Raw genomic sequence first — 13,524 nt, forward strand, 5'->3', positions numbered from 1 at the left:
CCAGTGGCATATAAGGCAAGGTACTGGCAATGCTGATGCCAGCGACAATCAAGTTGCTGGAAACACGAACAGGAGCCGCCACACAGAGAATCGACGGTTCGTTGTCCTCCAGATCGAACGCATAGCCCCCCGCTACATACTCCTGCATCCGCTGCTGAAACTGTCCCCAGGTCTGCTCACGGTGCTGGGGCCACAACGTCGCCTTGCCATCAACCGGCAGGCTGCTCTGGTACAACCGCAGCCACTCGTCCTGCGTGCAGTCGATCATCATGGCCTTGCCGATCCCGGTGCGGGCCAACGGCATGCGATGGCCCACCCGCGAGCGCATTTCAGGGCCGTTACGGCCAGGGTTCTTGTGCAGGTACAGCACCTCGTCGCCTTCACGAATCGCCAAATGCACGGTGTCGCCGGTCAGCGCCGAAAGCTCGTCCAGATACGAGCGCGCCAGTATTGCCAGCGGCACTTCTTCTCGCGCCTGAAAGCCCAACTCGATCAGCTTAGGACCCAATAAGTAGCCCACTTGCGGCAATACTCGCAGGTAACGCTCCTCAACCAGACAACTGACCAAACGATGAGTCGTGCTGCGCGTTGTGCCAATAATCCGTGCGATCTCCTTTAGGTCTCTGGCACCGCCGGCTACCGCCTGAACCACCCCAAGGCCGCGCAGCAGGGTTTGCGTACCCGTGGGCGCCGGGTCCTTGTCTTTCACCGCAGTGTTCGCCGTGGCGATTGAATCATGTTGCATATCAATGCCTTATCAAATCAGAACGCGGACGGCATTATCGCCGCCCGCTGGCAGCGGTTACAACTCGATGCGTTCGACCTTGCCCACCAGCAAAATGTACGAAAGCGCACCGATCAGCGCCAGCACCGAGATGTAGGTAATCCCCGGCGCGAACGAATCTCCGGTGGCGAGAAAACCAATCACAATAGGCGTGGTAATCGCCGACAAATTACCGATGAAGTTAAACGTGCCGCCCGTCAGCCCCAACAAACGGGCCGGTGCCAGGGTAGACACCAATGACCAAGTGATCGACGCCAGGCCATTACCGAAGAACGCCAGGGCCAGAAATGCGATGACCAAGGGCGTGGATTCGACGAAATTGGCACCGATGATCGAGGTGGAAATTAACAGCCCGCCAATGATTGGCAACTTGCGTGCAAAGCCCACACTGTGACCCAGACGGATCAGCCAATCAGAGAAGAATCCTGAACACAGCACACCGACGAAGGCAGCGAGAAACGGCAAGGACGCCAACAGCCCGGACTTGATGAAGTCCATGCCCCGGTACTTCACCAGATAGGTTGGGAACCATGTCAGGAAGAACCACAACGTGGAATTCAGGCAAAACTGGCCAAGGTAGATACCCCACAGTTTGCGTTTGCTGAGGACAATACCCAAGTCCAACCAACTGAAGCCGCGCTTGTTTTTCTCGGTGGTGGCCTGGATATCCACCAACCCGCCACCCTCGCGAATCAGGTCAATTTCCGCCTCATTGATGCCTTTGAAATCACGCGGTTCGCGATACACCATGAACCAGATCAGCGCCCAGATCACGCCAATAACCCCGGTAGAGATGAACACCATGTGCCAGCCATACTGCGCTTGCAGCCAGGCCAGGACCGGGGTCAGGAACGCCAGGCCGACAAATTGCCCGGAAGTATAAAAACCGATGGCGGTTGCCCGTTCGCGCTCGGGGAACCAGGTGGTGACCACGCGACTGTTGATGGGATACGCCGGTGCTTCCATCGCCCCTACCGCCAGACGCAGGAAAAACAAGGCGATAAAGCTCGCAGCGAACCCCAGCAGAATGGTCGCCAGCGACCACAGCAGCAATGCGGCGGTGTAAAGAATACGCGGCGGTACGCGGTCAACCAGCCAGCCGCCGGGCAATTGCATGGCGGCGTAAGTCCAGCCGAACGCCGAGAAGATCAGGCCCACGTGTATAGGGTCGATACCCAGTTCAGTGGTCAGGGCCGGGGCCGCAATCGACAGGTTGCTGCGGTCCAGGTAGTTGATCACGACAGTGATGAACAGCAGCACCATGATGAAAAAACGCTTACGGCTGGGCGTCACAAGCGACGCCTTTGCCGCTGGGGCTTCAGGTTGCATGGGGAGTGCCTCTTATTATGGTTTTGAAGGCGTTTGCGCGGTCTGGAGGGTTTCTGTAGGAGCCAATTTGTGGCGAAGGGTCTTACGCGGCGGGTCGTCTGACACACCGCCTCGCCAACAAGTTGGCTCCTACAGGTGCTGTTAGCAACCGAGATCTACCACTCAGCAAAACTGCCATCGGCATGACGCCAGATCGGGTTGCGCCAGCGGTGACCGATGGCGGCCCGTTCCTTGACGTATTCCTCGTTGATCTCAATGCCCAGGCCTGGCCCGTTGGGAATCTTGACCATGCCTTTGTCGTAATCAAACACTTCCGGGTTCTTGATGTAATCCAGCAGGTCATTGCTTTCGTTGTAGTGGATGCCCAGGCTCTGCTCCTGAATGAACGCGTTGTAACAAACCGCGTCCAGTTGCAGACACGCCGCCAAGGCAATCGGTCCCAGCGGGCAATGCAATGCCAGCGCCACGTCGTAGGCTTCGGCCATGTTGGCAATCTTGCGAGTCTCGGTGATACCGCCCGCGTGGGAAGCATCTGGCTGAATAATGTCGACGTAGCCTTCGCTCAGGATCCGCTTGAAGTCCCAGCGCGAGAACAAGCGCTCGCCGAGGGCAATGGGCGTGCTGGTGAGAGGCGCCAATTCCTTGAGCGCCTCGTAGTTTTCGCTAAGCACCGGCTCTTCGATGAACATCAGCTTGAACTGATCCAACTCCTTCATCAGCACCTTGGCCATGGGTTTGTGGACCCGACCATGGAAGTCGACGCCGATGCCAACATTGGGTCCCACGGCATCGCGCACGGCGGCGACATTGGCCAGAGCCAGCTCGACTTTGTCGAAGGTATCGAGAAACTGCAGTTCCTCGGTGCCGTTCATTTTCACTGCGGTGAACCCCCGCTCAACCGCTTCTTTGGCTGCCTTTGCAGTCTCCGCAGGACGGTCACCGCCGATCCATGAATACACGCGAATCTTGTCGCGCACCTGGCCACCCAACAGGTCGCTGACCGAAACACCCAACGCCTTGCCCTTGATGTCCCACAGCGCCTGGTCAATCCCTGCCAACGCGCTCATATGGATCGCGCCGCCACGGTAAAAACCGCCGCGATAAAGCACGGTCCAGATGTCTTCAATGTTGCGTGGGTCCTTGCCGATCAGGTAATCGGACAACTCTTCAACGGCGGCGGCCACGGTATGCGCACGCCCTTCAACCACAGGCTCGCCCCAACCGGTCACGCCTTCATCGGTTTCGATCTTGAGAAACAACCAACGCGGCGGGACGATGTACGTAGTGAGTTTGATGATTTTCATGTGTACGTTCTCTTATTAAGTGCGACGCTCCGGGCGTCGATCAAATCAATGCAATTCGTTCCAGGCCGTCATGTAGGCCTTGGCCCGTTCGGCAACCTCGGCGGCGCTCATGCCCGGTTTGAACAGGCCGGAACCGAGACCAAACCCCGACACGCCCGCGTCGATAAACACCTGCATGTTGTCTGGGGTAATGCCGCCTACCGGAATTAATGCGGTGCCCTTTGGCAGCACCGCCAGGAACGCCTTGACCACCGCCGGACCTATTTGCTCGGCCGGAAACAGCTTGAGCACATCGGCGCCTTCAGCCAGGGCGGCGAACGCTTCGGTAGGCGTTGCAACACCGGGCGACAGGTACAAACCTGCGGCTTTCGCAGCCCGTAGCACTTTTGGGTCGCTGTGGGGCATGACGATGACCTGCCCGCCCGCCTCTTTGACCAGACCGACCTGCTCCGGGGTCAATACCGTGCCGGCACCGATCAGGCAATCGGCAGGCAGCGACTGACGCAAGATCCGGATGCTGTCGTAGGGCTGCGGCGAATTGAGCGGCACTTCAATGACCCGAAAGCCGGCCTTGTACAATACGTCGCCAATGGCAGGCGCCTCTTCAGGGCGCAGACCACGGAGAATTGCGATCAAACCGTTTTTTACCAGTGCGTCTTTAAGCATGTCAGACCTCTGCAAGAGTAGGTTTGAGCAAGTTGGCCTGCACCGCCAACTGCCACAAACCGCGTTCGGTGGCCTGTTGGGCCAAGGTCACCTGAGGGAAACCGCAGGCAGCCAGTGCACGCGAATAGCGCGCGCAAAGCTGGGCATTGCCGATCAGGATGATAGGGGGAAGTTCTGTATTTGGACCCTGGCGCTGGCGTTGCAATACGGCCAGCGCCACCAGTTCGTGACCGATCAACAACCCGGACAGGTAATCCGGCTGTGCGTCCGGGCTCAATTCACCGGTCAAACCCAAGGCCCGGCAACTGAAAATCGTCGACAGCGGTCCAGCGGCACCGTCGTCTGACAGCGCCACCTTGACGCCGCGATCAAACGCGTCGGCGTCGAATGTTTCACGGCTACGCATGGTCCGAGCAAGGATGGTATGGGTGCTGAGCGCGGCATATACCTCGCCGGTCATAAACGTATCGAAATGCACGATGCGACCATCGGCCACCTGCACCCATTTTGAATGGCTGCCCGGCAAGCCGATCAATAATGACTGTTCAGAGGGGCCGGCGGGCAAGCTGGCCAGAATCCCCAGCACTTGGGTTTCTTCGCCGCGCATTACGTTAGGCAACGCAGAGCGCTGCAACACACCGGGGACGATATGAACGTCAACCCCACGCACACTGCGCACCGTTTGCAATGTTGCACTGAGACTCGCGACGTCAGCCGGGGTTTCGCGGTACACCGCTTCGCGCCAGCCCTGAGCGCTGCCGACCATGCCGCACGCAATAACCGGCGTACCGGGCTGCGCGTCAAGCCAGTCACCGCAGGCTTCGTCGAAAGCCAGTTCAAATCCCTCGGAGCACATGACGCCAGCGATCAGCCGCGGCGTGGTCGGCAGCTGCATGATGCCTGCGCTCAGGGTGCGTTGTTCCAACACCTGGCCGTGATCGCCAAGCCGATATGCACGAAGTGAGGTCGTTCCCCAATCGAGGGCGATCAATTGCGCCTGCATCGCTTCACCTTTTATTGTTCGGGTATGAAGGTGCCACTTTCGCGGCATGCAACGACTATAAACCTAAACGGTAAAATATCTCAATATGTAAAAACATATCCCATATATAGGGACTAGCGAACTCGAATATCGGTTCGGTGGGATCCGTTATGGGCTCGGACACACCTTCTTCACGAACACGTTCGGCCCTGCCGGGAATGGGTCAACGCTGAAATGCAGGCACAAAAAAACCCGCGTCTCCGGGGAGGCGCGGGTTTTTCTTAAGCGTTTACTGAATCAACGTTCCAGGAGGATCCGTAGCATGCGGCGCAGCGGTTCGGCGGCGCCCCATAGCAATTGGTCGCCCACGGTAAACGCGCCCAGGTATTGTGAACCCATGTTCAGCTTGCGCAAGCGCCCTACCGGGATGCTCATGGTGCCGGTCACTGCCGTTGGGCTCAGGTCATGGATGCTGGCTTCGCGGTGGTTTGGCACCAGCTTCACCCAAGGGTTGTGCTGGCTGATCATGCCTTCGATGTCGGCAATGGGCACATCTTTGTTCAGCTTGATGGTCAATGCCTGGCTGTGGCAACGCATGGCGCCGATGCGCACACAGATACCGTCCACCGGAATCGGGCTCTTGAAGCGACCCAGAATCTTGTTGGTCTCAGCCTGGCCTTTCCACTCTTCACGGCTCTGGCCGTTTGGCAATTCCTTGTCGATCCACGGGATCAAGCTGCCGGCCAATGGCACGCCAAAGTTTTCCGTCGGGAAACCTTCGCCGCGCATGGCTTCAGCCACCTTGCGATCAATGTCGAGGATCGCGCTGGCAGGGTTCGCCAGTTCGTCAGCCACTGAAGCGTGAGCGGCGCCCATTTGCTTGATCAGTTCACGCATATTCTGCGCGCCAGCCCCAGAGGCGGCCTGATACGTCATGACGTTCATCCACTCCACCAGACCGGCTTCGAACAAGCCGCCCAGGCCCATCAACATCAAGCTGACCGTGCAGTTTCCGCCAATATAATTCTTGGTCCCGGCGTCCAGTTGCTGGTCAATGACCCGACGGTTCACCGGGTCCAGCACGATCACAGCATCGTCCTGCATGCGCAGGCTCGAGGCGGCATCAATCCAGTAGCCTTTCCAGCCCGCTTCACGCAGCTTCGGGAACACTTCATTGGTGTAGTCGCCGCCTTGGCAGGTCAGCACCACATCCAGGGTTTTCAGTTCATCGATGCTGTAAGCATCTTTCAGCGGCGCGGTATCCTTGCCCACAGCCGGGCCTTGACCACCGATGTTGGACGTTGAAAAGAATACCGGCTCGATGAGATCAAAATCCTGCTCTTCCAGCATCCGCTGCATGAGCACGGAACCGACCATACCGCGCCAACCGATCAGACCTACACGTTTCATCGCAACTACACCCTTAAAACAAAAAGTGGGACGCTGCCTCTAACGGCGTTGGAGGCAGCGGACCCGAGAGATTACAGATTCCGCAGCGCGGCGACTACTGCATCGCCCATTTCCTGCGTGCCAACCTTGGCGTTGCCCGCCGACCAGATGTCGCCGGTGCGCAAACCCTGATCGAGAACCAGGCTCACAGCCTTCTCGATGGCTTCGGCTGCAGCGGTCAGGTTGAAGCTGTAACGTAACATCATCGATACCGACAGAATCGTTGCCAACGGGTTGGCAATGCCCTGCCCGGCAATGTCTGGCGCCGAACCATGGCACGGCTCGTACATGCCCTTGTTGTTGATGTCCAGCGAGGCCGACGGCAGCATGCCGATGGAACCGGTGAGCATCGACGCCTGATCGGACAGGATGTCGCCGAACATGTTTTCGGTGACGATCACATCGAACTGTTTCGGCGCCTTGACCAATTGCATCGCAGCGTTGTCGACGTACATGTGGCTCAATTCGACGTCAGGGTAATCCTTGGCCACTTCTTCGACCACTTCGCGCCATAGCTGGCTGGCTTCAAGCACGTTGGCTTTGTCTACCGAACACAACTTCTTGCTGCGCAGGCGCGCCATGTCAAAGCCTGCACGGGCAATACGGCGGATTTCACTCTCGCTGTACGGCAGCGTGTTGTAGCCTTGGCGCTCACCATTATCGAGGGTTCGGATGCCGCGCGGGGCACCGAAATAGATACCACCGGTCAGTTCGCGAACGATGAGAATATCCAGCCCCGCCACAACCTCTGGCTTCAAGGTCGACGCTTCAGCCAGTTGCGGATACAGAATCGCCGGGCGCAGGTTTGCGAACAGTTTAAGTTCCGAGCGAATCTTCAACAGGCCCTTTTCCGGACGAATCGAACGGTCCAGTTTGTCCCACTTGGGTCCCCCCACCGCACCGAGCAACACCGCGTCGGCCACCCGGGCACGGGCCAGGGTTTCATCAGCCAACGGCACGCCATGCTTATCGATGGCCGAACCGCCAATCAGATCGTGACTGAGTTCAAAACCCAACTGATATTTGTCATTGGCCAGTTCCAGCACCTTGACCGCCTCAGCCATGATTTCAGGGCCGATGCCATCACCTGGGAGAATCAGAATCTGCTTGCTCATGGTTTCCTCAATTCTTTCAAAACAAATTACGTTTAATGGTCAAAACCTTCTGTAGGAGCCAACGTGTTGGCGAGGCGTCTGACGGGTGTGCCAAATACGCAGTCTCGCCAACACGTTGGCGCCTACAGATAATACGTTCTAACGTGGCGTGTATGACACGTCACCCCGGCAATACAGACCCGTCAGCCGCGAAACAACCAAGGCTGGCTCGCGCGGTGCTTGCCTTCAAAGCTGGCAATCGCATCGGCGTCCATCAGGGTCAAACCGATGTCATCGAGGCCGTTGAGCAGGCAATGCTTACGGAATGCGTCCACTTCAAAGCTCAGCACTTTACCGTCTGGTCGGGTCACCGTCTGCGTTGCCAGGTCAATGTTCAACTCATAACCCGGATTGGCAGCAACCTGCTCAAACAGCTCGTCGACTTCAGCTTCACTGAGGATGATCGGCAACAGGCCATTCTTGAAGCTGTTGTTGAAGAAAATATCAGCGTAGCTCGGTGCGATAACGCTGCAAAAACCATACTCGTCCAATGCCCACGGCGCGTGTTCACGGCTGGAACCGCAGCCGAAGTTCTCACGGGCGAGCAGTACGCTGGCGCCTTGATAACGCTCGTGGTTAAGCACGAAATCCATGTTCAGCGGACGCTTGGAATTGTCCTGATACGGCTGCCCGATGTCCAGGTAGCGCCACTCATCAAACAGGTTCGGCCCAAAGCCCGTGCGGCGGATGGACTTCAAAAACTGCTTGGGAATAATCTGATCGGTGTCAACGTTGGCACGATCCAAAGGAGCGACAAGGCCGGTGTGCTGAGTAAATGCTTTCATGCGGGGGCTCCTTAGTGTTGGATCAAGTTGCGAACGTCGACGAATCGACCATTAATTGCCGCTGCCGCAGCCATGGCCGGGCTGACCAGGTGCGTACGGCCTCCTGCGCCTTGACGGCCTTCAAAGTTACGGTTGGACGTGGAGGCACAATGCTCGCCGGATTCCAGGCGGTCCGGGTTCATCGCCAGGCACATGGAGCAGCCTGGTTCACGCCACTCGAAACCGGCCTCAAGAAATATCTTGTCCAGCCCTTCTTTTTCGGCCTGCGCTTTTATCAGACCCGAACCCGGTACCACGATCGCTTGTTTGATGGTCGAAGCCACTTTATTGCCTTTGGCAATGTCGGCTGCCGCGCGCAAATCTTCGATCCGCGAGTTAGTGCAAGACCCAATGAACACCCGATCCAGCTGGATATCGGTGATGGCCTGATTGGCTTTCAAGCCCATGTACTTCAGCGCACGCTCAATCGAACCGCGCTTGACCAGATCAGCTTCTTGCGCCGGGTCTGGCACGTTCTGGTCAACCGCCAGGACCATTTCCGGGGAAGTGCCCCAGCTGACTTGTGGTTTGATCTGAGTAGCGTCCAGCCTGACCACGGTATCGAAAACCGCATCGGCATCAGTTACCAGATCTTTCCATGACTCGACGGCCATGTCCCATTCCGCGCCTTTCGGGGCAAAAGGACGACCTTTCACATAAGCGACGGTCTTCTCATCGGTGGCCACCAGGCCAACACGGGCACCGGCTTCGATGGACATGTTGCAGATGGTCATGCGCCCTTCCACCGACAAGTCACGGATCGCGCTACCGGCGAATTCGATGGCGTGGCCATTGCCGCCTGCAGTGCCGATCTTACCGATGATCGCCAGCACGATGTCTTTAGCCGTCACGCCAAACGGCAATGTGCCTTCGACCGAGACCAGCATGTTTTTCATCTTCTTGGCCACCAGACATTGGGTGGCGAGCACATGCTCGACTTCCGACGTACCGATGCCATGGGCCAAAGCACCGAACGCGCCGTGGGTGGAGGTGTGCGAATCGCCGCAGACCACGGTCATGCCGGGCAAGGTCGCGCCCTGCTCGGGACCAATCACGTGAACGATGCCCTGACGCGGATCGTTCATCTTGAATTCGGTAATGCCGTATTCGTCGCAGTTGTCGTCAAGGGTCTGCACCTGCAGGCGCGACACCTGGTCGACGATGGCCTCGATCCCGCCCAAGCGGTCTGGAGTAGTCGGCACGTTGTGATCCACGGTCGCAATGTTGGCATCGATCCGCCATGGTGTGCGCTTGGCCAGGCGCAAACCTTCGAAGGCTTGCGGCGACGTCACTTCATGAATGATGTGACGGTCGATATAAAGCAGCGCAGAACCGTCGTCGCGCTGTTTAACCAAATGCGAATCCCAAAGCTTGTCGTAGAGCGTTTTGCCGGCCATCAGACGTTTCCTCATCAGCGGTAATTCATGCCGATCGTTGTGTCCCGATTTTATAACTGGTTAACACAATGACCTCGTGGCTTGTGAGGTGAATCGTATGAGGTATGATTAAATAACTCAAATTCATAATTTTTATGCTTTGGATAACTTACTGGAATACGACATGGACTTGGCCAATCTTAACGCCTTTATTGCTATTGCCGAGACCGGTGGTTTTTCCACAGCGGGCGAGCGTTTGCACTTGACCCAACCTGCGATCAGCAAACGGATCGCCGGGCTGGAACAGCAACTCAGTGTCAGGCTGTTCGACCGGCTGGGCCGGGAAGTCAGCCTGACCGAAGCTGGGCGGGCGTTATTGCCGCGGGCCTATCAAATTCTGAGTGTGCTGGATGATACACGGCGGGCATTGAACAACCTTACCGGGGAAGTCAGCGGACGCCTCACCCTGGCCACCAGCCATCACATCGGATTGCACCGTCTACCGCCTCTATTGCGCGAATATACTCGACGCTACCCCGAGGTAGCGCTGGACATCCAGTTTCTTGATTCAGAAGTGGCTTACGATGAAATCCTCCATGGCCGTGCGGAACTCGCCGTCATTACCCTGGCGCCCGCCCCTCACGCGCTGGTGAAGGCCGTTTTGGTCTGGGATGACCCGCTGGATTTCGTCGCGGCCCCGGAGCATCCCTTGGTCAACCGTGGCGAGGTCAGTTTGACCGACGTCGCGGCCTACCCCGCGGTGTTTCCCGGTGAACACACCTTTACCCACCACATCGTTTTGCGCCTGTGTGAAGCACAAGGATTGAAACCCAATATCGCCATGAGCACCAACTATATGGAGACCATTAAAATGATGGTTTCCATTGGATTGGCGTGGAGCGTATTGCCACGTACCATGCTTGATGATCAGGTGGCGCGCATTATTCTACCCGGTATACAACTCACGCGGCAGCTAGGCTACATCGTGCATACCGAGCGCACGCTGTCCAATGCTGCCCGGGCGTTCATGGCATTGCTCGACGCACAAAAAGTGCTTTCCTGACCGTGGGCCTTTCCAGTACCAACAGGTCCTCTTGTTCGCTGACGCATTAAAGGTTGTTGAACGATGCCCAATACAGCTGACAACTTGCCCTTCCTGGCGCTCAGCCAGGCGACTGAGCTCAGCAGCTCGGAGCAACGCTTTGCCACCCTGTACAACCTCAGCCCTAATGTTGTCCTCCTGACGCGCCTGGAGGATGGCCTGATCTGCGAGGCCAATCGTTATTTCGAAAGCCTGCTGGGTTGGTCAATACATGAGGTTCTGGGCCGCACGACTGTCGACATCGGTTTGTGGACTGATCCGCTACAGCGCTTGCAAATCCTGCGGTTGATCGAAGGCAAACCGAAGCCGGTCAGTCTCGAAGTGCAGTTTAATAACAGCAGCGGCAGTACCCTGGACGGCACCCTTTGTGCGCAAAAAATCGAACTCGACGGCTGCGCCTATGTGCTCAGCACCTTTCTCGACAACACCGAACACAAACGCGCCGAACAAGCGCTGAAGGAAAGTCAGGAACGCCTGGATTTGGCCCTGGATTCGGCTCAACTGGGCACTTGGGACTGGCACATCCCTTCGGGCATGCTGTACGGCTCGGCCCGCTCAGCCGAACTACATGGCCTGCCGGCGGAGCCGTTCCACGAGCCTTTCGACTCGTTTTTCGACGGCGTGCCAGTCGAAGAACGCAGTAACATGCGTGATACGTACCGCAGCTTGCGCGAAGGCGCGGCCGGTAATTACCAGATCACTTACCGCATCCAGCTGGAAAACGGCTGCTCACGCTTCCTCGAAAGCCGTGCCCGCCTGTACCGCGACAGCCATGGTCACCCGTTACGCATGGCCGGCACTTTGCTCGATATCACCGACCAGGTCGAGCGCGAGCAACGCCTGACCAGCTCTGAAGAGAAGTTCGCCAAGGCATTCCACTCCAGCCCCGACGCCATCATCATCACCGAGCGTGACTCGGGCCGCTACCTTGAGGTGAACGATGGCTTTTGCCGATTAACCGGTTACACCAGCGAAAACGTCATTGGCCGCACAATCTATGATGTAGGGATCTGGGCCGACAATAACCAACGCGCGCTGCTGGTCGGCGAATTGCAAAAATCTGGCCGCGTGCATCACCGGGAGATGCAGGCCTGCAATACCAACGGCGAACAGCTGACAGTCGATGTCTCGGTAGAACCTATCACGCTCAACGGAACCGCTTGCCTCCTATTGACCGCACGCGACATCAGCCAGTTAAAAAACGCCCAGGCGCAGATTCAGCATCTGGCTTATCACGACCCGCTCACCGACCTGCCCAATCGCGCAGCGTTGATGGAGCGCCTGAGCGAACAGATCGGACTGCTTAAACGCCAAAACCTGCGTGGCGCCCTGTTGTTTCTCGACCTCGACCACTTCAAGCACATCAACGACTCCCTCGGCCATCCGGTAGGCGATAGCGTGCTGAAGATCATTACCGCGCGACTGGAGGCGACGGTCCGCGCCGAGGACACCGTTGCGCGCCTGGGCGGTGATGAGTTTGTGGTGTTGCTCAGCGGACTGGTGGGGACCCGAATGGAAGTCACCCATCAAGTACGCGGCTTGGCCGACACCCTGCGCGAATTGCTCGCCGAGCCGATGTTCCTCGATGGCCAGCGTTTGCAGGTGACGCCAAGCATCGGCGTAGCGTTGATTCCAGACCACGGCTCGACCCCGGCCGACCTGCTTAAACGCGCCGACATTGCGCTGTACCGGGCCAAGGACTCTGGACGCAACACAACACAGCTGTTTCACAGCACCATGCAAAAAGCGGCCAGCGAACGTTTACGCCTGGAAAACGATTTGCGCCTGGCCCTCATCCGCGGAGAGCTCAGCCTGCAGTATCAACCCCAGGTGGACGCCAGGGACGACCGTATCGTCGGTGCCGAAGCATTGTTGCGCTGGCAGCACCCGCAACTGGGGGCGTTGTCGCCCACCCAGTTCATTCGGGTGCTGGAAGAAAGCGGGATGATCCTGGAGGTCGGTAGCTGGGTCCTCGACGAAGCCTGCAAAGCTGGCGGGCAGTTGTTGCACCAAGGGCTGATTGATTCGGACGACTTCAGCATGTGCGTCAATATCAGCCCTCGGCAGTTTCGCCAGGCCGATTTTGTCGAGCGCGTAGAGCGCAGCCTGCGCAGTCACCGCTTTCCAGCCCGATTGCTGAAGCTGGAAATTACCGAAGGCATCGTGATTCAGAATGTGGAAGACACCATCGCCAAAATGCGCCGCCTGAAGAAAATGGGGGTGACCTTCGCTATGGACGACTTTGGCACAGGTTATTCGTCGCTGACCTACCTCAAGCGGCTGCCTGTGGATGCGCTGAAAATCGACCAATCCTTCGTCCGCGACGCGACCACCGACCCCAACGACGCGGAAATCATCCGTGCCATCGTTGCCATGGCGCAAAGTCTGAATTTGGCGGTCATCGCCGAAGGCGTGGAAAAGCCGGAACAATTACGGTTTCTTGAACAGTTGGATTGTCATTTGTATCAGGGGTATCTGTTCAGCGAGCCGTTACCGCTGGCGGGATTTATAGGGTTGTTGAGTGCGGATGACGGGTTGTGAACATGAGCTGTAA

Annotated in this window: 11 protein-coding genes; 2 read left to right on the plus strand and 9 right to left on the minus strand. The window is 57.6% G+C overall.

Annotated elements, in window-relative coordinates; genetic code table 11:
• The 9 genes from JWR17_RS09385 to leuC form a co-directional block, all read right to left on the minus strand.
• Positions 1 to 745: IclR family transcriptional regulator (locus JWR17_RS09385; protein WP_299830549.1), on the minus strand; the 745-nt coding region annotated here is incomplete at its 3' end.
• Positions 746 to 802: 57 nt separating this feature from the next.
• Positions 803 to 2,113: an MFS transporter gene (locus tag JWR17_RS09390; RefSeq protein ID WP_299830551.1), complete on the minus strand. Its 1,311-nt coding sequence runs from the start codon at positions 2,111 to 2,113 to the stop codon at positions 803 to 805.
• Positions 2,114 to 2,268: 155 nt separating this feature from the next.
• A complete protein-coding gene (gene dgoD, locus JWR17_RS09395) occupies positions 2,269 to 3,417 on the minus strand; it encodes a galactonate dehydratase (protein WP_299830552.1) in 1,149 nt (382 codons plus the stop codon).
• A gap of 45 nt (positions 3,418 to 3,462) precedes the next feature.
• Positions 3,463 to 4,083, minus strand: a complete 621-nt coding sequence (locus JWR17_RS09400) for a 2-dehydro-3-deoxy-6-phosphogalactonate aldolase (protein WP_299830554.1) — start codon at positions 4,081 to 4,083, stop codon at positions 3,463 to 3,465.
• A 1-nt stretch (position 4,084) separates the two neighbouring features.
• Positions 4,085 to 5,086, minus strand: coding sequence for a 2-dehydro-3-deoxygalactonokinase (locus tag JWR17_RS09405; RefSeq protein WP_299830556.1), 1,002 nt, complete (start codon positions 5,084 to 5,086; stop codon positions 4,085 to 4,087).
• Positions 5,087 to 5,362: 276 nt separating this feature from the next.
• A complete protein-coding gene (gene asd, locus JWR17_RS09410; RefSeq protein WP_299830558.1) occupies positions 5,363 to 6,475 on the minus strand; it encodes an aspartate-semialdehyde dehydrogenase in 1,113 nt (370 codons plus the stop codon).
• 71 nt (positions 6,476 to 6,546) lie between these two features.
• Positions 6,547 to 7,629 (minus strand): 3-isopropylmalate dehydrogenase, encoded by a 1,083-nt coding sequence (gene leuB / locus JWR17_RS09415; protein ID WP_299830560.1) that lies wholly within the window; start codon positions 7,627 to 7,629, stop codon positions 6,547 to 6,549.
• Between the two features lie 182 nt (positions 7,630 to 7,811).
• A complete protein-coding gene (leuD, locus tag JWR17_RS09420; RefSeq protein WP_299830562.1) occupies positions 7,812 to 8,453 on the minus strand; it encodes a 3-isopropylmalate dehydratase small subunit in 642 nt (213 codons plus the stop codon).
• Positions 8,454 to 8,464: 11 nt separating this feature from the next.
• A complete protein-coding gene (gene leuC / locus JWR17_RS09425; protein WP_299830564.1) occupies positions 8,465 to 9,889 on the minus strand; it encodes a 3-isopropylmalate dehydratase large subunit in 1,425 nt (474 codons plus the stop codon).
• A gap of 163 nt (positions 9,890 to 10,052) precedes the next feature.
• On the opposite strand from leuC, the gene JWR17_RS09430 reads away from it, so the two are divergent.
• Both JWR17_RS09430 and JWR17_RS09435 read left to right on the plus strand, forming a co-directional pair.
• On the plus strand, positions 10,053 to 10,931 hold the full coding sequence (locus tag JWR17_RS09430) for a LysR family transcriptional regulator (protein ID WP_299830566.1): 879 nt from the start codon (positions 10,053 to 10,055) through the stop codon (positions 10,929 to 10,931).
• Between the two features lie 63 nt (positions 10,932 to 10,994).
• Entirely contained in the window at positions 10,995 to 13,511 is a 2,517-nt protein-coding gene (locus JWR17_RS09435) for a GGDEF domain-containing phosphodiesterase (RefSeq protein ID WP_299830568.1), read from the plus strand.
• Positions 13,512 to 13,524: the final 13 nt, after the last annotated feature.

This window comes from Pseudomonas sp. (genome assembly GCF_028293835.1).
Lineage (GTDB): Bacteria > Pseudomonadota > Gammaproteobacteria > Pseudomonadales > Pseudomonadaceae > Aquipseudomonas.

Coding starts and splice junctions, on each gene's coding strand:
- leuC (WP_299830564.1), bottom strand. CDS start 9,889: ATGGCCGGCAAAACGCTCTACGACAAGCTTTGGGATTCGCATTTGGTT.
- JWR17_RS09430 (WP_299830566.1), top strand. CDS start 10,053: ATGGACTTGGCCAATCTTAACGCCTTTATTGCTATTGCCGAGACCGGT.
- JWR17_RS09435 (WP_299830568.1), top strand. CDS start 10,995: ATGCCCAATACAGCTGACAACTTGCCCTTCCTGGCGCTCAGCCAGGCG.
- leuB (WP_299830560.1), bottom strand. CDS start 7,629: ATGAGCAAGCAGATTCTGATTCTCCCAGGTGATGGCATCGGCCCTGAA.
- JWR17_RS09390 (WP_299830551.1), bottom strand. CDS start 2,113: ATGCAACCTGAAGCCCCAGCGGCAAAGGCGTCGCTTGTGACGCCCAGC.
- dgoD (WP_299830552.1), bottom strand. CDS start 3,417: ATGAAAATCATCAAACTCACTACGTACATCGTCCCGCCGCGTTGGTTG.
- asd (WP_299830558.1), bottom strand. CDS start 6,475: ATGAAACGTGTAGGTCTGATCGGTTGGCGCGGTATGGTCGGTTCCGTG.
- JWR17_RS09400 (WP_299830554.1), bottom strand. CDS start 4,083: ATGCTTAAAGACGCACTGGTAAAAAACGGTTTGATCGCAATTCTCCGT.
- JWR17_RS09405 (WP_299830556.1), bottom strand. CDS start 5,086: ATGCAGGCGCAATTGATCGCCCTCGATTGGGGAACGACCTCACTTCGT.
- leuD (WP_299830562.1), bottom strand. CDS start 8,453: ATGAAAGCATTTACTCAGCACACCGGCCTTGTCGCTCCTTTGGATCGT.